At 69.3% G+C, this 19432-nt stretch carries 16 protein-coding genes; 8 read left to right on the forward strand and 8 right to left on the reverse strand.

The genetic code is table 11. The annotated features are described in order from the left end of the window. Window positions 1–55: 55 nt before the first annotated feature. From ABD297_RS20920 to ABD297_RS20940, 5 genes are all read right to left on the reverse strand, one after another. On the reverse strand, window positions 56–1312 hold the full coding sequence (locus tag ABD297_RS20920; RefSeq protein WP_344257054.1) for an amidohydrolase: 1257 nt from the start codon (window positions 1310–1312) through the stop codon (window positions 56–58). A gap of 330 nt (window positions 1313–1642) precedes the next feature. Then, window positions 1643–3262 carry a peroxidase family protein gene (locus ABD297_RS20925; RefSeq protein ID WP_344257055.1) on the reverse strand — a complete coding sequence of 540 codons (1620 nt, stop codon included), beginning with the start codon at window positions 3260–3262 and terminating at the stop codon, window positions 1643–1645. Window positions 3263–3317: 55 nt separating this feature from the next. After that, window positions 3318–5138, reverse strand: coding sequence for a hypothetical protein (locus ABD297_RS20930; protein ID WP_344257056.1), 1821 nt, complete (start codon window positions 5136–5138; stop codon window positions 3318–3320). A 384-nt stretch (window positions 5139–5522) separates the two neighbouring features. Continuing rightward, window positions 5523–5801, reverse strand: coding sequence for a hypothetical protein (locus ABD297_RS20935; RefSeq protein ID WP_344257057.1), 279 nt, complete (start codon window positions 5799–5801; stop codon window positions 5523–5525). A 355-nt stretch (window positions 5802–6156) separates the two neighbouring features. Beyond that, the gene (locus tag ABD297_RS20940) at window positions 6157–8823 is read right to left on the reverse strand and encodes a PKD domain-containing protein (protein ID WP_344257059.1); all 2667 of its coding nucleotides are present in this window, start codon (window positions 8821–8823) and stop codon (window positions 6157–6159) included. A 415-nt stretch (window positions 8824–9238) separates the two neighbouring features. Here ABD297_RS20940 and ABD297_RS20945 point away from each other — a divergent pair, with 415 nt between their 5' ends. After that, window positions 9239–9739 (forward strand): response regulator, encoded by a 501-nt coding sequence (locus ABD297_RS20945; protein ID WP_344257083.1) that lies wholly within the window; start codon window positions 9239–9241, stop codon window positions 9737–9739. Window positions 9740–9762: 23 nt separating this feature from the next. Here ABD297_RS20945 and ABD297_RS20950 read toward each other — a convergent pair whose 3' ends face one another. Then, window positions 9763–11112, reverse strand: a complete 1350-nt coding sequence (locus ABD297_RS20950) for a sensor histidine kinase (RefSeq protein ID WP_344257060.1) — start codon at window positions 11110–11112, stop codon at window positions 9763–9765. Further along, window positions 11105–11779, reverse strand: coding sequence for a response regulator (locus tag ABD297_RS20955; protein ID WP_344257062.1), 675 nt, complete (start codon window positions 11777–11779; stop codon window positions 11105–11107). Before ABD297_RS20955 ends, ABD297_RS20950 begins: the two co-directional genes overlap by 8 nt. A 281-nt stretch (window positions 11780–12060) precedes the next feature. Between ABD297_RS20955 and ABD297_RS20960 the strand changes: the two genes are divergently transcribed. From ABD297_RS20960 to ABD297_RS20975, 4 genes are all read left to right on the forward strand, one after another. Next, the gene (locus ABD297_RS20960; RefSeq protein ID WP_344257064.1) at window positions 12061–14283 is read left to right on the forward strand and encodes a multicopper oxidase family protein; all 2223 of its coding nucleotides are present in this window, start codon (window positions 12061–12063) and stop codon (window positions 14281–14283) included. A 79-nt stretch (window positions 14284–14362) separates the two neighbouring features. Beyond that, a complete protein-coding gene (locus ABD297_RS20965) occupies window positions 14363–15553 on the forward strand; it encodes a hypothetical protein (RefSeq protein WP_344257065.1) in 1191 nt (396 codons plus the stop codon). 127 nt (window positions 15554–15680) lie between these two features. Then, window positions 15681–16754, forward strand: coding sequence for an AfsR/SARP family transcriptional regulator (locus ABD297_RS20970; protein WP_344257066.1), 1074 nt, complete (start codon window positions 15681–15683; stop codon window positions 16752–16754). 112 nt (window positions 16755–16866) lie between these two features. Then, window positions 16867–17301, forward strand: coding sequence for an SRPBCC family protein (locus tag ABD297_RS20975; protein WP_344257067.1), 435 nt, complete (start codon window positions 16867–16869; stop codon window positions 17299–17301). An 89-nt stretch (window positions 17302–17390) separates the two neighbouring features. Here ABD297_RS20975 and ABD297_RS20980 read toward each other — a convergent pair whose 3' ends face one another. Beyond that, window positions 17391–17849, reverse strand: coding sequence for a hypothetical protein (locus ABD297_RS20980; RefSeq protein WP_344257068.1), 459 nt, complete (start codon window positions 17847–17849; stop codon window positions 17391–17393). A 323-nt stretch (window positions 17850–18172) separates the two neighbouring features. Here ABD297_RS20980 and ABD297_RS20985 point away from each other — a divergent pair, with 323 nt between their 5' ends. The 3 genes from ABD297_RS20985 to ABD297_RS20995 are packed head-to-tail and all read left to right on the forward strand — an operon-like array spanning window position 18173 to window position 19349. Next, window positions 18173–18340 carry a hypothetical protein gene (locus ABD297_RS20985; RefSeq protein ID WP_344257069.1) on the forward strand — a complete coding sequence of 56 codons (168 nt, stop codon included), beginning with the start codon at window positions 18173–18175 and terminating at the stop codon, window positions 18338–18340. Then, a complete protein-coding gene (locus tag ABD297_RS20990; protein ID WP_344257071.1) occupies window positions 18340–19113 on the forward strand; it encodes an RNA polymerase sigma factor in 774 nt (257 codons plus the stop codon). The genes ABD297_RS20985 and ABD297_RS20990 overlap by 1 nt, the downstream gene beginning before the upstream one ends. After that, window positions 19110–19349, forward strand: coding sequence for a hypothetical protein (locus tag ABD297_RS20995; protein ID WP_344257072.1), 240 nt, complete (start codon window positions 19110–19112; stop codon window positions 19347–19349). The genes ABD297_RS20990 and ABD297_RS20995 overlap by 4 nt, the downstream gene beginning before the upstream one ends. The last annotated feature ends 83 nt before the right edge of the window (window positions 19350–19432 follow it).

Genomic DNA, 19432 nt, shown 5'->3' on the forward strand with positions numbered 1-19432 from the left:
TGCCGGCCGTTCCGCGGCCGAGAGGGCAGCCGCGGAGTGACCACGACAGGTTGTTCTAGGAGTTCGCGAGGTAGCTCATGAGGGCCACGGTCATCGCGGAGGCGCCGGTTCGGAAGGTGGGCTCCATGACAGGAGCGAAGGTGCTCGCATGGTTCCCGGGAATCGTCGTGGACAGCGTGCCCGCAGCCTCCGCCCGACGGTAGTGGTCGGGATCGAAGCCGCCCCAGATCCAGTAGAGGTAGGGGACGTCGAGCCCGTTCGGGATGTCGCTGAAGTCCTCGCTGCCGGTCGACGGCTCCATCAGGACGGCCTTGTCACCGAAGTGCTCGGTGAACGCGGCCGAGACCCGGTCGTAGACGCGTGGGCTGTTGTCGGTGACCGGGAAGGGGTCGGTGTAGTCGAACTCCGGGGGAGCCGGCGATCCGGACGCCTCGCACTCCGCCTTGACGATCCGCTCGATCGCCTCGCGCAGCTGTGCCCGGGTGCGGTCGTCGTAGGCGCGCAGGTTGAGCAGAAGCGTCGCACTCTCCGGGATGACGTTGCTCTTGCTCCCGGACTGGAAGGCGCCGACGGTGACGACGCCGAAATGGCCAGGGGCGAGCTCGCGGGAGATGATCGCGTTCAGGCGCATCACCACTGCACTGCCGAGCAGGATCGGGTCGATCCCGAAGTGCGGCATCGACCCGTGGGTGCCGCGGCCGTGGAGGGTGACCCTGATGCTGTCGGCGGCCGAGAGGGCGGCGCCCGGGCGTGAGGCGACGGTGTCGTAGGGCAACCCCATGACGTGCTGGCCCACGGCGACATCCGGCTTGGGAATCCGGTCGGCCAAGCCGTCCTGGATCATCGCGGCGGCCCCGGTTCCGAGCTCCTCTGCCGGCTGGAAGAGGGCGACGACGGTGCCCGACCACGCGTCGCGGTGCTCGGCGAGCAGCTGGGCAGCGGCGAGCAGGCAGGTGACGTGCATGTCGTGCCCACAGGCATGCATCACCGGCGTCTCCTGTCCGGATGCGTCGACCGCGGTGGCGGTGGAGGCATACGGCAGTCCGGTCGCCTCCTTGACGGGGAGTGCATCCATGTCGGCTCTCGCCAGCACGACCGGCCCGGCGCCGTTGCGCAGGACCCCTACCAGACCGGTGCCGCCGATACCCGCGTGCACCTCGTACCCGAGGTCGGTGAGCCGGTCGTCGACCAGTCCGGCCGTCCGGTGCTCCTGGAAGCTCAGCTCGGGGTGGCGGTGGAGGTCCTGGTAGAAGTCGAGGTGCCAGGGTTCGATGGTGTCGAGGTGTCCGAGCAGCTCGTCCGCAGCAGTCATCAGTCCTTCGTACACGCGCCCCGAGACCAGGACAAGACCCCAGCCGCTCCCCGGCTCTGCGGCGAGCCGCAGCCGGCTGCCACGAGAACGGTCGTCGCGACGTGCTGCACCAAGGAAGGTGCTGCGGCGGAGGGATCGGCGCGCTTGTGAATCCTCGTGATCGATCCGCGCGTCTGCAGCGACGAGAATGGAAGGAGTTGCTGACGGGGCGGCCACTCGCCGCGGCCGGTCTTCGTCAGAGGCTGACGTCGCTCCGCCCACCCCCGAACGGGACAACTTGTCACGAGCGATTGCGGCCGTGGCCTCTCCGAGCGACGGGCCGAAACAGGGCTAGACGGCGCCAGCCAGGACGAGTAGGTCTCCCATGGAGAAGGGTGTTGACGCCGGATTCCACGGCCGCTCCGCGTTGAAGTAGGAAGTGCCGTCCCGCGCGAGCAGGCCGAGGATCACCTCCGCCACGATTCGTCCTCCCACCGGTCCCAGTTGGCAGCCCCCGCCGAGCTCGGCCTCCTTGAGCACGTAGAACCACAGTGGCGCCCGGCCGCCCCAACGCGGGTCGATGAGGCCGAGGCGCTGGTTGGGAATAGGCGGGATCCCCATCGCCCTGGCCACGTCTTGGCCGGCCGGGAGACCGAGCCGTTTGCCCCGGAGGAGGTTGCGCTCTGCCAGCGAGAGAATCGCCCCGTCGATGTGGGCGACGACTGTAGGCGGCAGGTTGCTGAGGGGCAGTGAGAGCTGTGTGTCGATCGTTCGCGTCATGTTTCGGTCGTCCGGCGCCTCGACATCGGGAATCTCGTAGAAGTAGTTCCAGTCCGCCCAGGCGTTGCCCGGTAGCGGCCTCGAGCCACGAAGGTCACCGCCTGCGGGGCCGAACACGGGCAGCGTCGTGCTCTCGTGCATCTCGTACTCCGCGCGAATCATGCTGTGCCCGAAGCGGTATGCGGCGACGGAGTACTCGATGGGCATCATCGGGCGCTGGCTGTTGTTGGGGTGGTAGAAGCGGTTGTCGACGGCGATGGTTCCGTGCGGACCGCTGCGGAGCATCTGCTCGACGACACCAGAGCCGAGGATGTGAGGCAGGAAGTCGTGGACGATGACCCATTGGTAGTGCCATCGGGTCTGGCGCTGTGCCTCGGTGAAGCTGTTACCGGCAGCGACGAACTGGTTGTGCAGCCGGATGAAGGCGATCTGCAGTTGCGCGATGATGAGGTTCTCGTCGTTGCGCGGGTCGCCGATGTATGCCGTGCCGTCCGCCGCGCGGGGGAGGTCGAACGGGCCGCCCTGGCTTCGTCCGAGCCGGAGCATCCCCGGGTAGTCGGGGTCGTAGAGCTGGGGGTCCGACGTGGGCCCGCGTCCGTAGACGGAGCCCAAGTCGAAGAATGGGGTGTCGAAGTTGAGTAGAGCGTGCGGGTCCACCTGCTGCTGAGGTAGCGGCGTGGGATCCCGGGTCATGTCGTGGTCGATGAACTGTCCGAGGTAGGTGTAGCCCGCGGGGATGTACGGGTTGTCGAAGCCGTCGTTGCTCATGGAGACGTCATCGAGCGGTGGACGCGGGTCGATCATCTGGCGGGTCAGGGCGACGAGCAGGTCGTCGTCGGGGGCGAACGGCTCGAGCTCGGGGAACATGAGCCCGAACCGCCCCTGGGTGCTCCGCTTCGTCGTCACGGCAATGTCCGAGCCACGGGGGTCGCCGACGCCGTGACCGCGGCCGCCGGCGAGCGTGAGCGGTTTGGGGGTCGGGGTCGGCGTGCTCGTGGCCAACGCATTCCCGCCGGGGGAGGGCGCCGACGCAGTCCCCTCCGCCAGCATCGGCACCACCGCGAGCCCCGCCGAGTTGACGAGCAGGCTGCGGCGGGTCAGCCGTCCGGGTTCTTGCGGCGCAGCAGGGCCTGCTCCGATGAGCTGCCCGTTCGTCGCGCCCCATGACACGTGGCGCCGTCTCAGTCTCATCCCGTTCCTCCATCTCCGAATCGGACGCGATGCCGAGCTGCTGTCGTGCGGACTGTCACCACGGCGGCGGGTAGAGCGGTCCTTGGCCGTGCGGGCCGCCTTCCCCGTTGCTGAGGAACCCGAGCGCCCACAGGTCGTTGGGCACCACGGTGTCCCCGACCTGGACGTTCTCGGGGAAGATGAAGTCGAAGTTCGGTGCCTCGTACCGGCCCGAGGCGAGCCCGTTCGCCACGACCTGGCCCGTCAGACAGTCCGGCGACGTCGCGATGTTGTGGTAGGTCGAGTTGGCCGACACGGAGGACGGGGTACCGGTCGTGTCCGGGTTGCAGAGCAGCCGACTGACCACGAGGACGTCACGGGTGGGCGACGTGAGCAGCCCCGGCGGAGCCTTCCGGGCCCGCAGCCGGACCCGTTGCGACTGGGGACCGGTGAACTGGGTGGTGATGCCGCCGCCGATGGGCGCGCCCGGACCGTCCGGGGTGATCTCGGGGTTCGACTCACCGGACATCTCGAACGGCGTGATCCACCGGTACGACACAGCGCCCGTGCTGGGATCGATGTCGGGGAAGTAGATGTCGACAGGCGTCGTCACATCGGTCGTCTCCGCCGTGAGGAACATCCGGTCGACGGTCTCCTGAGCCGCGCCGTTCACCGAGACGGTTGAAGGGTCGGCGGAGCCCACCCCGAACTGGCCGATCGCGAGGTAGCTCGGAAGCGTCCCGTGGCTCGTGAAGATGCCGACCGAGGCCTCGACCGTGTGCGCCGAGACAAGGCTCGGTGACGTGCCCGCCGGGCGCAGGAGCGTCCCGGCGAAGGTGATGTAGTCGCCGACCTCGAACGGAGCCTGTTGGCGCGGGTCAGGGTCGGGCGGCATACCCGAGCCGGAGGTATCCGACACCGGGGGCATGACGAAGTGTCCGCAGAAGGCCGGGTTGCCGCTCGGCGGCACGAGGTTGAGGCCCTTGGGCAGACTGAACCCGAGACCGTCGTCGATGAAGTCCCGGCAGTGGTGTGCGACAGGGGTGGGGCGGTTGGCCTGAGGGCACAGCGGGTCGTTGTCGGTGACCAACGCGTTCGTCACTGCGTCACGCACCGGCGCTTGGCGAGGTATGCACATGGGGTAGCCGGTGGCGGCGTGGATCGTAGGGTTCTGGTCGTCCACTCGGAATCGCGCGTCGACGCTGTGCTTGATGCCGAACCGGCCCTCTGGGTCGTTGATCTCGACGATCGCCTGGTCCGGGGCACCCACCCCCGCACCGACGTGAAGCTGGCCGGTCGCATAGTCGATGCTGGTGATGACGCCCTGTCCCTGGTTGAGGGACTGCTGCGAGACCGTGACGAGCCCGGCGACGTAGCGGCCTGCGACAGTGTTGCCCACGACGTGGATCTCGAACGAGGGGAAGGTTCCCGGACTCGATCCCAGCTGCTTGAGGGAGATCGGCAAGGACGGCTGGTCAGCAGGCGGGTCCACGAACCCGCGCCACGTGCTCGAACTTGCCGGCATCTGGATCACCGAGTTGCACGGCACGACCACGGTCAGCCCGTTCACGAGGAGGTTCCCTCCGTCGTGGAGCGCGTCCACGCCAGCCGGACAGTTGTCGGTGACGGTCGCATCCTGGATGAAACCGGTCACGTCGAACTGGTGCAGGGCGCTGTGCGACGGGTCGCCCGTGAAGACAGGCGGAACGAGAGCGGGAAAGGACCGCGTGACCCCTGCGGCCCCCGGCGCAGGACGGACCGGTGGGGGCTTTGCCGTGCCGCCCCCGCCCAGACCTCCGCCACCCTTGGCGAGCGCCGCCAGACCGTCCATGCTCACGAGTAGGGCCAGCATGCTGAGCACGCCCAGGAGCACGTAGACCAACCGCCGAACGAGCATGGATCCCCCTCCCGCGGTCGCGCACCGCCACCCTCCACGAGCGCTCGACGTCGTGCCGCGACCTTTGACACGATGGTGGCGCACCGGGCTCGGGCAAACCTCGGGGCGTTAGGTGTCGCCCCTATTGCGACACCGTCATGTTCGAGGACCGCACCGAAACGGCTGCCCTATGGGGAACATCGGCGAGTCGACCGCGTCGCCGGGGCCGAGTAACAGCACCAGCGCGCGGCCTTCGCCGTCGCACGGGTGGTGGATCTTCGTGCTCAACACGCCAAGCGGACGGACGACCGCGTGGTCAGTGGACGAGGGCAGCCCCTTCTTGTCACTCGACCGAGTCCCATGCGCCCGTCGCGGGGCGCGTCGGGTTCGTGCTGTCTCGACACGTCAGTTCTCGGGACGGAACGGCGTCGTCGGGATGGTGATGCTTCCGCCCGAGCTGCTCCTGATCGTCACCCGTACCGGGTCGCGGGGCTCATAGGCGAAGACGGTGCCGCCGTACCGCTGGCCACCTCCGTTGTGCACCTCGCCGATGAGGGTCCCGTCCGCGCGGTAGGCCTGCAGTCGTGCACCGGGGTCGGAGCTGCTCGCGCTGACCAGCAGCTGCCCACCCCTGGTGGCGGTGGCGTTCGTCCAGCACTTGTCGACCTCTAGGCGGTCTGCCACTCGACCTGGTCCGGTGGACGGCTCGGTGGACGGGCTGATGGACGGCACGGTCGTCGGTAGGGACGCCGGGACCGGCGCCCGTGGGCCGGCAGCCGTCGAGACGGCGGCCACGGGCGACGGTGCCACCACCGCGACGCCACAGCCGGACGTGAGCGCGCACAGCATCCCGGACGCCATTCCGGCAACCAGAGCCGTCACCGGGCGGATCCGCGTCCGACGACTCATCCCAGCCTCCACGTGTGGCGCGAGCCCCCGTGCACGACCGTTGCTGCCGGGGCCTGGAGGGCCCTGGCAGCAACGGCGTGGGAGCTGTCGGGGTCGGGGGGTGGCAACCCCGACAGCTGCCGTTCCGCGACTACTGCCTGATCTTGTCCAGCCGCGAGGGTGGGCTCGTGCCGATCACCGTGCCCGCGGCATTGAGGGACTTGACCGTCAGCGGTGTCTGCGCGCACGGTGTGGCATAGGTGCCGCCGAGGTTGCAGGCCGGTGGCGGAGCACCGACAGCCGTCACGGTGAACGAGCCCGGCGCGACGAGCGAGACCGTGAGGTTCGCTGCGCCCAACGTGGCCGGGTCGAACATCGTGCCCGTCTCCGTCAGGTACGGCAGAAGCCGCATGGAGCTCACGGTGGTGTCGGTCGAGGTCGCGGTGATGACGAGCCGCTGCTTCGACGTGCGGTACTCGACGGGCGTCAGGGTGACGTTGGTCGGCACCGCAGCCGTGACGGTGACCGTCACCGTCGTGTCAGGCGAGGAGCCGTTGGCGTTCGTCGCCTTGACCGTAAAGCTGTAGGTTCCCGCAACGGTGGGCGTGAACTTCAGCTGTGAGGTCCCTGCGGCGGTCGCGGCGGCCGGCGTCTGCGTGAGCGCAGGGTTGTCCGGACCGGCCGTCTGGCTCCAGGCCCACGTCGGCGCGGGCAGCGAGCTGCTGGACGCTGTGAGCGTCACCAGGTTGCCGGCCGTCACCGTCTGGTTCTGGATGGGGGCGATGGTCGGCGGGGGCGCCGCCTGCACCGTGATGGTGGTCGCCGTGGACGCGACGCCACACGGGTTCGAGACCGTGAACGTCAGGTTGTAGGTGCCCGCCGCGAGGCCCGTCGCCTTGAACGTCGGGGTGGTCGTCGTGGCGCCGGTGAGAGCGCCGTTGAGGTCCGTGCCTCCCGGTGTCGTCCCGGCGGTCCACTGGAGGGTGACCGGGCTCGATGCACCACTCGTGACGCTGCCCGACAGCGGGATGCTGGCGCCGCTCGCGACCGAGTACGGAGCCCCGTTGATCGTCGGCGTGGCACAGACGACCGCAGGAGCGGGGACGTTGCTCGGCCACGGTGACAGGACGCCGGCCTTGACGCCGGTGAGCGAGCTGTAGCCGCCGTAGGCGAGGAAGGGGATCGAGTTGAAGTTGTTCTCGGGGACAGGGGTGCCGGGCACGTTCTCCGGGAAGATGTACTCGCCGATCGGGGCGTGGTACTGCCCGTAGTAGATGCCGTTGGCTGCGGTCTTCGCGCCGGGCGTGCCAGGGACCTGGCTCGCCGGGTTGGCGTTGATCGTGCCCGGGAGGAACTCCGAGAGACCGTCGACCACGGCACGCACCTCACGGGTCGGTGGGATGAACTGGCCGGCAGGGGGAGGCGTGCAGGCCTTCTGCGTGGCCACCGTCGCCGTGCACGGCGGCCGGAACCGCCAGCGTCCTCGCACCGCGCCGCCGGGAGGACCGGGGTCGGGCATGATGGTGCCCCACTCGCGGTCGCTCGTCGCACCGGTGACCGGGTTGATGTCGACGCCGTAGAGGCGGATCATCCGCGACTCGTCGGTGGTCATGCCCTCGAACCTGGTGCGCACGGCTGCCTCGCCGGCGCCGAAGACGGTGAGGCCGCCGGTGCCGATCAGCGAGACGTCGACCGACACGTAGGCAGGGTCGATGCCCGGCTGGGTGTAGATGCCGAGGCTGGCGACGATCGTGTGGGCAGAGATGTACTGCCCGCCGTTCGCGCCGCCGTCCTGGATGAGGTTGCCGGCGAAGGTGATGTAGTCACCGATCTCGAAGGGGGCCTGCTTGCGCGGGTCGGCGCAGGTGCCGCGAGCGCAGGTGTTGGCGTCGACGTCGGCCGGTGAGTCCATCCGGAACAACGTGTAGGCCGCGCCCTGCGCGGGGAGGGCTGGCTGCGGGGTGATCCCCGAGGTGTCGGTCCCCGTGTAGACGGGCCGGTTGGCCTGCGGGCACAGAGCGTCGTCGTTCGTCGTCGTCGGTGCGCTGCGCGGGATGCACATCGGGAACCCGGTCTCGGCCAGGATCGTGGGGTTGTCCTGGTCGACCTGGAAGCGGTCGTCGGGGGACATCGCCCGGCCGTAGCGGCCGGACGTCGTGGACGGGGCCACGGCGGGGTCGTTGATGCGGACCCGCGTGCCGGTGCCGGCGATGCCGGGCGTCCCGCCGACCTCCATCTCGCCGGTGCCGTAGTCGATGAAGTTGACGTAGCCGGCGCCCGAGTTGAGGTCCTGCTGGGCCACGTGGACCAACCCGGCGATGTAGCGGTCGCCGCTGTTGTCGATGACGCGGTTGCCGACGACGTGCACCTCGTAGGTGGTCAGGGGCTTCGGGGAGTCGCCGAGCGCCAGCCCGGTCTGGCTCGGACCGTAGGGTGCGGGCGCGTGGGTGAAGAGCTCCTGCCAGGTGAGGGCGCTCGCCGGAAGGATGACGATGGTCTCCTTCGGGACGACGACCGAGTGGCCGTTGACCGTGAGCGTTCCTCCCGAGTGGGGGTCGGAGGGAGTGTCGAGCGTGGCCGACTGCAGGAAGCCCGTGATGTCGAACTGCGTGCTCGAGGCTACGACGGGGTTGACCGCGGGGGCGACCAGCGGGGCGACCGCCCCTGTGGCGGCAAGGCTCGCCACCGGCGCGAGGCCGGCAGCGAGTCCGATCGCGGCCACGGCGGAGAAGAGGCGGCGACGTCGAGTCCAGCCACCCTTCGCCCCGGGTCTGCTGGTGAAGCGCGTGGTGAGCGCACCTCCGGGTTGATCAAACATTGCCGTCCTCCGTCCGTTCTGCTGAGCTGACACGCATTGGCGTGGAATGGACCCCGTTTGCCTGAGCAGCGGGGGCAGGCGGGAAGAGGCTCGGCTGTACGGCGATTCGGTGTAAGTGCTGAATGACTTCTCCGAGCGTCACGAGGATCCCCCCTCCGGGATGTGACTCCATGGTGGGTTCGACGAGACGGGGCGACATGTGCCACCGAGGGGGGAGGCGCTCCCCGAGAATTGGGGGGTACCGCTTTCCTCGTCTTCCTCCGAGATGCCTGTCGACGTGCTATAGCGTCGCGCCTCTGCCCGGGTGACGACGCGGAAGGTGCGTTCACACTGTGGCATTGCGGTCAAACCCCCAGTTTTGGGGGTACAGCACCCCTCCTGTGGGTCGTCGCGGCCGCGGGGAACTGCTGCGAGAATGGGTAGAGCTCAGGGCCAGCGTCATCGAGCGCGTCTCGGAGGCGCGACCCCGTCACCTGTCGCTTCGCGTGGGCGGCGCCACGAACCGAACAGCCGCGAAGGTGGTGAGGACTTGGTCCGGATACTCATCGTCGACGACGTGCAGATCATGCGCATCGGCCTCGCTTCGCTGTTCAGCCTCGAACCGGATCTCGACGTCTGTGGCGCGGCTGCGAGCGGCGAACAGGGAGTGAAGGTGGCGCGGCAGACGCGGCCCGACGTCGTCCTCATGGACATCCGGATGCCGGGTCTCGACGGGGTCGAGGCCACGCGCCGGATCGTGCGCGAGCTGCCGCGGACCCAGGTCGTCGTGCTGACGGGAGAGCCGTCGCAGGCGAGCCGGCAGGCTGCCCTCGAAGCGGGCGCGGCGGCCTACGTCGTCAAGGATGCCGTCCCGGCGACGGTTCTCGAAGCGGTTCGGCGCGCCTGGGACGACCGTTCGCCGGAAGGCGGGGGCTGAGCACGCGACTGCCGGACGCCGGGTCAGGCTGGGAACACGCTCTGGAAGTTCTGGGGGAAACGCGCGACGAGCTCGGTTCCCCCGTCCGGGAGCCGGACGAGAGTGAGCGACCCGCCGACGTCCTTCAGGGTGTCCTCCAGCAGCCGCAGGCCGAAATGGCCCGCTGCTGCAGGGCTCGCCGGTGGGCCGACGCCGTCGTCCCGGACCGAGACGACGACATCCCGACCGTCGACGCGGGCGGTCAGGCGCGCGGTTGACGCGGCAGCGTGCTTGACGACGTTGCGCAGGCCTTCTCTGAGAACTCGATACGTCAGCTGGATGGCCTCCTTTGACACGGACGCGTAGCGCTCTGAGACGTCGACATCGACGGTGACGCCCGATTCGCCGGCACGGGTGGCGAGGATGTCCAGCGCGGAGAGAAGTCCGCCGCGCGAGGGGTCGGCGGGGTACAGGTCGGTGACGAGACCTCGGAGTGCGGCAATCTCCCCCTGCAGATTCGGAGTGGTCGAGTCGAGCATCTCGCGAGCCCCGTGCGAGTCCTCAGGCAGCTCACGGGCGATGAGCGGCAGGGCATAACCTAGGGCGGCGAGATTCTGGATGAGGCCGTCGTGCAGCTCCTCGGCGATCCGGCGCCGCTCCAGGTCCGAGGCCGCGAGGGCGTGCCGGAGCATCTCGTTGCGCTCGGCCTGGGCGTGGTCCACGCCACGGGCGAGAGACAGGGCCAGCGGGAGCAGGAAGAGCGTGAGGACCAGCATCGAGCCGATGGCGAGCGCCGTGAGGCGCAGCAGCACCAGCTTCGTGTCGCTCTCCAGCCTGGCCGTGGACCAGTACGACTCGATGACGATGGGGCGGTGATCGGCGTCGAACGCTCCGACATACACCTCGAGCAGCTGTCCTGAGGCTCGTTCGGCGGCGTTCTCGACCTTCGTCAGGTCCGAGAGGTCGGCGAACACCTGCTGGGTGCCGAAGAGAGCCTTGACCTCCTCGTCCATCGCGTAGGTGCGGCCGATGAGTGCCTCCTCGTCCGACCAGATGACCTGGCCGTCGGCGGACCAGAGCTTCACGTGCACGAGCGAGCCGTCGCGCCGCCGTGACTGGACCACGGTGACCAGGCTGGCGGTCGATCCACGATCCCCCGCGCGCACCGCCCTGTCGACGAAGGGCGCGGCGACGTTGAGGGCGAACGTCCTCCCTCGCAGGCTCGCCTCGCGCAGCGCCAGGTCGGCAGCGAGGGTACGAGCCACGAGGACTGCGCACACCGTGACGATGAGGAACGCGGCTAGGGTCCACAGAGCGAACCTCGAGATCGCCTCGCGCACGATCGGCCGGGAGCCGGTGCGCAGCTCTCCGCCCCGCCGCCGAGCTCTAGCCATGCTTGGTCGGGGAGATGAGTCCGAGCCGGTTGGCGGTGACGACGGCCTCGAGCTGGGAGTGCGCGTGAAGCTTCCGGAGCAGGGTCTTGACATAGCCGCGGCACGTCAGCACCGAGATGCCGAGCTCCTTGGCGATCATCACTGCGTCCGCACCGTCCGACAGGCTGCGTAGCACATCAGCCTCACGCGGCGTGAGTCTCGGGACCGGATCCCCGTGGCGGTCGCCGCGTGACCGTGCGAGGGTCCGCAACACGGTCGGGTCGATGTCGAACCCCCCGCGGGTGGAGGACCGGAGGGCGCCGAGGATCTGTTCCAGGGAGCCGTCCTTCGGCAACAGTGCACAGGCGCCGGCATTGAGGGCCCGGTTGAGCAGCGCCTGGTCGATGAAGGCGGTGAGCACGATGACGCGCACATTCGGAGCGCCGCGGATGAGCTCGGCGGCGAGCTCGACCCCATCGTCATGTCCGAGCCGGACGTCCATCATGATGACCTCGGGCCTCCAGTACGCGGCCAGGGCCCTGGCCTGCGCCGCATTGTGGGCAGTCCCCACGCAGTGCATGTCCGGTTGACCGTTGATGGCCATCCCGATGGCGTCAGCGAGAACCCGGTGGTCGTCCACGACGAGCACGGATGTCTGAGCGCTGTCGATGCATGGTGAAGTCTTCATGAGCGCCTCCCCCCAGGAGCTTGCCTCTCGGTCAGTATCGGGCACGATGTCGGCGCTGTCTCACGAATACGCGCCACCCGGCCGCGCCTGCCTGGACGGCCGCCCGCGAGTGCGCGCGGTCGTCAGGACCCCGAGGTTTGCCCGAGCCCCGCTGCGCACCATGGTGGAAGAGGCCGTGACCCGCGTCGTGTGGGCCCTTGAGCCCCATTCGTTTTCGAGCAGACGTCGAGTGGCAGCCTCCCAAACCGGCGGCTTCGACGTCCGTGACCTGAGGAGCTGGCATGAACGCATTCACGCCTTCAGCAGAGGAAGACCCACGAGGATCCGACGCCGGGGGAGTCGGCCGACGCGCCGTCCTGCGGCTCGGGGCAGCAGGTGGCCTCGGCGCAGCACTGCTCGCGGCGCGCGGGTTCGGGGGGCCCGTCCTGGCCGAGAAGGGGTTGCTCTCGCCCGACGGGGCCTTCGCAGACTCGTCTACGGAGCTGGGCGATCTGCTCTTCTACATCGAGGCCTTCCCGACGAGCCCGCTGATCCTCTCGCCGTTCAGGGACGTGCTTCCCATTCCCAAGGCGCTCGCCCCGATCCCTGCCTCGACGTTCAGCACGTGGGCGAAGCCGCCCGGTCCCGGTGTGGGACAACAGAACTCGTTCGGGAGCGAGCAGCACCAGATCTGGCCGAGCAAGATCGGCTACCCCGATCCCATCGTCTACAAGATCGACCTCCTGCTCCGGACGCACTCGTTCACGACCTCGCAGGTGCTGCCCATCGACGCCGACGGCAAGCCGGCGGTCTCCTTCGACGCGTTCGGAGCGACCTACGCGGCCGGCACCAAGCGCTGGTTGCCGATGAGCACCATCTACGGGTTCAACGGCACCTTCCCCGGTCCGCGCATCAACGCGGAGTACGGCAAGCCGTGCCTCGTCCGTTTCGAGAACCACCTCGACGAGAACCCGCTCGGGCTCGACCGCCAGGACTTCGGGTCGCCCGACTGGTCGTTCCTCACCCACCTGCACAACGGGCACACCGCGCCGGAGAGCGACGGCAACCCGCACTACTGCATGACCTACGGTCCCAAGTCGACCGGCTACGGGCCCAAGACGTTCTGCGACAACCTCTACCTCAACTGGCCGGCCGGCGGCGACGACCGGGAGAAGCAGAGCTTCTTCTGGTTCCACGACCACCGCATGGACCACACCGGGTCCAACGTCTACAAGGGCATGGTCGGCCTCTACCCGATCTACGACCCCAAGAACGGCACGGACATGGGCGACGAGACTCGGGGTCTCAGGCTGCCCGGCGTGCGTCACGACAACCCCGACGGGTCCTTCGACGTCGACTACGACGTGCCGCTCGCGTTCTACGACTGCCGCCTCGACGACGGGGTCACCACACACAAGGACGTCCACGACGGGATGGGGGAGTTCCCTGCCGCCAAGAACCCGGCCACCCACCCCGAGTGGTGGGGCAAGACGTTCTACAAGCACTTCCCCAACCACGGCTTCGTCGGCGACATCTTCACCGTCAACGGCACGGCATACCCCGTCATGGAGGTGAAGCGGCGCAAGTACCGCTTCCGGTTCCTCGACGCGTCGATCGCCCGCATCTACGAGTTCAAGCTGATGGCCTCGACGCAGGGTCCCAAGTCCTCGGCATCACTGGGCTACGGCGGCGACGAGCTCGAGGGTCAGTACCGCATTCCCGACGGCCAGCAGTGCATGCAGTTCACCCAGATCGCGTCGGACGGCGGCCTGCTGCCCTTTGCCCTGAGACGGGACTCGTTCGAGCTGTGGCCGGCCAAGCGGCGCGAGGTCATCGTCGACTTCACGCGCTACCAGGACGGAACGCCGACGACCAAGGGTGACGTCATCTACCTCACCAACGTCATGAAGATGCCGAACGGGCGCATGTGGGCGAGCTCGTCGCGCTTCTCCCCGGATCCGAACTACAAGGTGCCGGTGCTGAAGTTCGTCATCGGCGACGACGTCCCCGACAACAGCCTCGTGCCCCAGCCCGGTCAGCTGCTGCGTCAGCTCCCACCGCTGCCGAGCAACTGGCAGAGCATGCTCGACAACCGGCTCATCTTCGAGGTCGAGCGAGGCAGCTCGTCGGCCGACGTGGAGTGGCTCATCAACGGCACACCCTTCGATCCGTCGCACGACGGAGTGAGCCTGAAGAACCCCGCCGGCAAGACGCCGCTCGCCCAGCAGAAGGTCGGCAGCTTCAACCTCTGGGAGATCCGCAACGGCGGCGGTGGCTGGGTGCATCCGTTCCACCTGCACATGGAGGAGCACCGGGTCGTCATGCGCAACGGCCAGGACGCGACCAAGGGCTCTCCGGGCCACCCCGACGACGTCTCCAGGGAGGACCTGACGGCGCTCGATCCTGGGGAGTCCGTCATCGTCTACCGCGGCTTCCGCGACTTCGTCGGGCCGTACGTCGCCCACTGCCACAACCTGGCCCACGAGGACCACGCCATGATGTTCGGCTGGGAGATCACGCCGTAGGAGCCCGGATCTCGTGTCGTGCCCACCCGCCGGTGGGCACGACACGCTCCGGTTCGGTCGAGGAAGAAGAGGTGCCCTCATGACGACATCCACACGTCCAGTCGCGGTCCCCGACACGAGGACCGCCCACCGTCCTGCCGTGCCGTGGCTGACGGTGGTTCCGCTCGCGGCGGTGCTTGCCTTCGCCGACGGTTTCTGGGTCACCTCGATGCGTGGTGCGGTCGGCGCCGTCGGTCGCGGTCAAGGTCCCTTCACGACGTGGTGGCACCAGTCGACCGTCCTCGTCCCCCTCTACGTGTGTGGGGTGATCGGCGCCCTCGCACTCGCGTTGCGCTGGTCACGACGAGGCCGCCAGCGCCGGTTGGGGCTCCTCGCGACAAGCCTGCTCGTCGTCCTTGCAGCCACACTGGTGGCGGTCGCGCAGATGGCGGCCGGGGCGGCCTACGACTACCACGTGCAGTCGGATGAGCTGCAGATGATGTCGATGCTGCGTGGTGACTGTCGGGCTGACTGCCTCGAGCGTCTGCGGCAGGACACGATGTGGCTGCAGGTGCGGGCGACCGGACTCGGTGCAGGCCTGCTCCTGGTCACCAACCTAGGCGTCGTGGCCTGGTTCGTCATGATTTTCGGGGGACGCCTCGACGCTGTCCGTCGAGGGCGCCGCACGGCGCGTGGCCTCCGTACTTCGAAGCCGCCCGTGCCGTATGCCGTGGGCGCCCTCCGTCGTCTGCGCACCAGTCCCGCTGGGGCCGCCGCCGAACTCCGGGGCCTCCTCGCCGCAACACTCGTCGGCGGCGCCGCCATCCACGTCGCAGTCGCCCCCGAGCACCTCGAGGAGTGGCCGGCAGCAGGAGTCTTCTTCATCGTCCTGACCGTGCTGCAGGCGGGGGCCGCGGCCGCCCTGTGGCGGCGTCCCGGTCGCGACGTCCTGTTCCTCGTGGCGGCCATCTCAGCGGGGCCGGTCGTGGTGTGGGCGTGGTCGAGGGCGTGGGGGCTGCCCCTTGGCCCCGATCCGTTCGTGCCCGAACCGGTGGGGCTCCCGGACTGCGCGGCGGGGGCGCTGGAGCTGTCGGCGGTGGTCCTCGCGGTCGTGCTCCTGCGGCGAGGCACGGCGCTCGCAGGCCGCCCCGAGATGCCGGACCATGTGAGTCGCCTCGCCGTCACGGCGGTGTTGGCCGTGACCGTCATCGGGATCGCCGCGACCCAGGAGGGATGGTTCGACGTGGTCCAGTCGCCGAGCTCCGCAGGGTCGACGATGACTACCAGATGAACGGGGCCCGCGTCCACGAAGTGAGGTGACTGCTCACCCCCAATCTTCGGGTCCGCTGCACCCCACACGTGGAGGTCGAACCCTGCGCCCCCCGCACCCACCATGGGAGGGTCAAGGGAGGGTTGACATGGGAATCTCTATTGGTGAGGGACGGGCAGGGGCGCCCGTCCAGGATGCTGGAACGTCTCGCTCAGAGGCGCTGGCGGGAAGGCCTGCAGCGCAAGGGGTTCGGGCGCAGGACGTTCGTGCGCAGGTGCAACTCTGCGGGGGGCTGCGCGTCACGGCCGACGGGTGTTGCGTCGGACCGAGGCAGCTGGGCGGGGCCAAGCCCCGACAGATCCTCGTCGCGCTCTTGCTCCGTCGCGGGCAGGCAGTGTGCAAGGCGAGCCTCGTCGGCCAGCTCTGGGGCGACACGCCACCGGCCGGTGCCACGAGCACGCTCGAGGGATACGTGAGCCTGCTGCGGAAGCGCCTGGATGCGGTCGCACTCGGGTTGGGCAGCGCGGTGCGCACGGTGCCCGGTGGCTACCTTCTGGACCAGACATGCATCGAGGTCGACGTACATCGCTTCCGGGACCTCAGCGCCCAGGCGCGCCGCCGAGACGGCGCCGAAGCGGTGCACCTCTATGCGGAGGCTCTGAACGTCGTGAGCGGTGTCCTGCTTCCCGACGAGCACCTCGACTGGGTCGATGAGGCGCGCGCCGGTCTCGGCACCGAGCTGCTGCACGTTCTCGACGAGGCCGCCGAGGCCGCTCTGACCGCAGGGGACCTCGATGGCGCGCACCGGTGGGCGCGGCGCGCCATCAGACGTGATCCCTTCGACGAGAAGGCGTGGCGCGTCGTCCTGGAGTGTTGCGGACGTCGCGGCCTCCACGCGGAGGGGCTTCGCGCCTACGACGAATGCCGGAGGTTGTTCGCCGACGAGCTGGGCTGCACCCCGGGTCCCGGAGTCCGCGAGGTCTTCGAACGACTGCTCGAGAGCGTCAGACGGGTCGACGACGACCCCCTGGCGGCGCTCATGGACGCTGTCGTCCGCCTGCACCTCGTCGTCTCCTCTCCCGACGAGGCCGCCCTTGTCCCGTCGGGCCGCGGGTCAGGGAGGGCAGGTGACCTCGACGACGAGGACGACTGGCGACTTCTCGAGCGCTTCCTCTCGATGGCCCGACGGCGCCTCGTGGGGCGCTCACCGCTGTCGGCGTGAGTGGGACGGCACGGGTTCGGTGTCGGCACGCGAAGCGGTGCCCCGGGCGCCTTGTGGATGACCTCGCAGCAGCGGGACAATCACGCCAGGAATCAGCCTGTGAAGGAGTGCCATGCCAGCGGCCCAGCGAACCATCGTCATCGACCGGCCGGTGGAGGCTGTCTTCTCCTTCTTCTCCGACCCGTCCAACGACCCGCGATGGCGCACCCACGTCAAGGAGATCCAGGCGCCGCCTGCGATGCGCGAGGGCGCACGGATCCGCCAGGTCGTCGCGGGGCCGGGCGGTCGCGGCATCGATGCCGACATCGAGGTGACCGACTACACGCCGTCGTCGCACTACGCCTTCACCGTGGTTGCCGGACCTGCCCGCCCCCGGGGCGACTTCTCGTTCACGAGCGCCGGTCCGGCCTCCACGTCGGTCACGTTCTCGCTCTCGACCGATCTCTCCGGGTTCAAGAAGCTGCTCATGTCGGGAGCGGTGCAGAAGTCCATGGACGGCGAGATGGCGGCGCTCGACACGGCGAAACGGCTGCTCGAGTCCGAGTAGGTCGCGCCGGGTCCCTCGACGGCCCCTCGCCGCCGCAGACCATCGCAGCGGGTCGTCCCCGCCCGTCAGCACGAAGGCTGTCGTCACGGTCAGCTCCGGCGCAGCGGCCAGAGTGTCGGGCGGGGGTCGTAGTGCGTGGCCAGCCGCTGCAGCGCCACTGCAGCCAGGAGCAGACCGAAGTCGCGCAGTGCCACGTCGTAGAAACCGGGGACGAGTAGCAGGTTGACGATGATGCCGCCGAGCCAGGCGGCCACGACCAGCGCGCCGAGGCGCGGGTGGAAGGCCACGACGAGGCCCGCGACGACCTCGACGACGCCCACGGCATACATCGCCTGGTGCGGGGTGACGGGCAGGGGGCGTGAGAGCACCGGGGCGAGGTAGGTGTCCCACTGCACGAGGACGTTGGTGAACTTGTCGAGGCCGAAGACGATCGGGGCGACGACGAAGGCGGTGCGCAGCACGGCATACGCCTGGTATGCCGTGTCGCCCCTTCCGGCGCGCGCGTGCTGGGCGGTGCTGACGACCGAGCGGTGACCGATGGTGACCATGGGTGCTCCTGGGAACGACGTGGGTGTCCGGCTCGCGGCCTGCAGACATCGGGGCCGCGGCGTGGGACGCTGACGAGGTGTTAGCGCGACGGTCGGGCGTGCGTCTTACCGAAAACCTCTGCGCCACAGCGAAAAGGGCCGAGGTCGGTAAGACCTCGACTGCCCCGGACGGCTAACACGTCATGATCACGCGCCAGTCCCGAACCACGTCCCGACCTGCTCCGTGCCGATCGACCGGACCACCTCTCGACGTCCTGGAGTGGCGGCTGTGCAGGCTGCGCGAAGCCGGCTTCGGTCCCGCGCTGGCCGCCTCGCTCGCTCGCATGCGGGTCGACCTGCACGCCCTCCTGGAGCTCGTGGACGCCGGGTGCCCGCCCGAGCTCGCGGCACGCATCCTGTCCCCGCTCGACGAGACGACCCCCGCGGAGGGCTGGGAGCCCGGTGGCGCCACCGAGAGGGCGACCGGGGCGACCGGCGCGGGGGCACCCTGATGACCTCGATGGGCCGCGGCGACGCCGGGGCCGGCATGCGCGCAGGTGCGCGGGCCGGCACGGCGACCTCGGCCGCCGGTGTCCGCGTCGACGGTCCGACCTCGGAGGGTCGCGAGACCGACTGGGTGGCGGCCCTGTCGGGCTCAGGCTCCGAGCAGGCAACGGCCCTGCGGGAGCTGCACGGGCTCATGGTCCGCGCCGCCGCTCACCAGGTGTGGCGGATGCGCGCAGCCCTGCCGGACGCCTCGCCCGGAGCGGTCGACGTCATCGTGAACCAGGCCGCCGACGAGGCCGTCACCGCGATCCTCGCCAAGCTGCACACCTTCCAGGGCCGGAGCCGCTTCACGACGTGGGCCTTCAAGTTCGCGATCCTGCAGGCGGCCACGGAGGTGCGGCGTGTGCAGTGGCAGCACCGGGAGGTCGAGCTGCGGGACCTCGAGGTCCGGCCTGCTCCCGGGCACGACAGCCCGGAGCTGTGCGCGGAGGGGTCCGACCTCGCGACTGCCCTGGCGGCCGCGATGCGCCGGGTGCTGACCCCCTACCAACGACGCATCGCGGTCGCCCTCCTCGTGGACGCCGTGCCCATCGACGTGCTGGCCGAGCGTCTGGGGACTACTCGCGGCGCCCTCTACAAGACCCTGCACGACGTCCGGGTGCGCCTCCGCCGCGAGCTCGTCTCCCGGGGCTATCTGCCTGTCCCACATGGCGATCCGCCGCAGACGTCGACCAGCACCCTCGACCGACTCCCCACTCGCAGGGCAGGTACCCCATGAACCAGACACCCCAACGACCGCCGGAGGTGTTGAGCGACGCGTCCGTGGACGAGCTCCTCCGGGACACCACACCATGGCTCTCGTGCGAGGAGTGCTTCGAGCGGATGGATGCCTATGCCGAGGCCGTGGCGCGGGGGTTGTCCGCCCACGACCAGGCCATGGACCGACACCTGGGCGCCTGCCCCGCATGCGACGAGGAGGCCCGATCGCTCATCGAGCTGCTGCAGGCCGACTGACCGCCGACACCCGTCGCGGCTCGGGTCGAGTCCGCTGCCGGACGCCAGGAGCGGTGCCGTGGGCGTGCCTTCGTGTCCTCTAG

It is taken from the genome of Terrabacter carboxydivorans (assembly GCF_039532035.1).
GTDB lineage: Bacteria > Actinomycetota > Actinomycetes > Actinomycetales > Dermatophilaceae > Terrabacter > Terrabacter carboxydivorans.

Bases quoted from the DNA above. Each gene is read 5' to 3' on its own strand.
- ABD297_RS20920 (WP_344257054.1), bottom strand. From the start codon at position 1,312: ATGACTGCTGCGGACGAGCTGCTCGGACACCTCGACACCATCGAACCC.
- ABD297_RS20925 (WP_344257055.1), bottom strand. From the start codon at position 3,262: ATGAGACTGAGACGGCGCCACGTGTCATGGGGCGCGACGAACGGGCAG.
- ABD297_RS20930 (WP_344257056.1), bottom strand. From the start codon at position 5,138: ATGCTCGTTCGGCGGTTGGTCTACGTGCTCCTGGGCGTGCTCAGCATG.
- ABD297_RS20940 (WP_344257059.1), bottom strand. From the start codon at position 8,823: ATGTTTGATCAACCCGGAGGTGCGCTCACCACGCGCTTCACCAGCAGA.
- ABD297_RS20945 (WP_344257083.1), top strand. From the start codon at position 9,239: ATGGGTAGAGCTCAGGGCCAGCGTCATCGAGCGCGTCTCGGAGGCGCG.
- ABD297_RS20950 (WP_344257060.1), bottom strand. From the start codon at position 11,112: ATGGCTAGAGCTCGGCGGCGGGGCGGAGAGCTGCGCACCGGCTCCCGG.
- ABD297_RS20955 (WP_344257062.1), bottom strand. From the start codon at position 11,779: ATGAAGACTTCACCATGCATCGACAGCGCTCAGACATCCGTGCTCGTC.
- ABD297_RS20960 (WP_344257064.1), top strand. From the start codon at position 12,061: ATGAACGCATTCACGCCTTCAGCAGAGGAAGACCCACGAGGATCCGAC.
- ABD297_RS20965 (WP_344257065.1), top strand. From the start codon at position 14,363: ATGACGACATCCACACGTCCAGTCGCGGTCCCCGACACGAGGACCGCC.
- ABD297_RS20970 (WP_344257066.1), top strand. From the start codon at position 15,681: ATGGGAATCTCTATTGGTGAGGGACGGGCAGGGGCGCCCGTCCAGGAT.
- ABD297_RS20975 (WP_344257067.1), top strand. From the start codon at position 16,867: ATGCCAGCGGCCCAGCGAACCATCGTCATCGACCGGCCGGTGGAGGCT.
- ABD297_RS20980 (WP_344257068.1), bottom strand. From the start codon at position 17,849: ATGGTCACCATCGGTCACCGCTCGGTCGTCAGCACCGCCCAGCACGCG.
- ABD297_RS20985 (WP_344257069.1), top strand. From the start codon at position 18,173: ATGCGGGTCGACCTGCACGCCCTCCTGGAGCTCGTGGACGCCGGGTGC.
- ABD297_RS20990 (WP_344257071.1), top strand. From the start codon at position 18,340: ATGACCTCGATGGGCCGCGGCGACGCCGGGGCCGGCATGCGCGCAGGT.
- ABD297_RS20995 (WP_344257072.1), top strand. From the start codon at position 19,110: ATGAACCAGACACCCCAACGACCGCCGGAGGTGTTGAGCGACGCGTCC.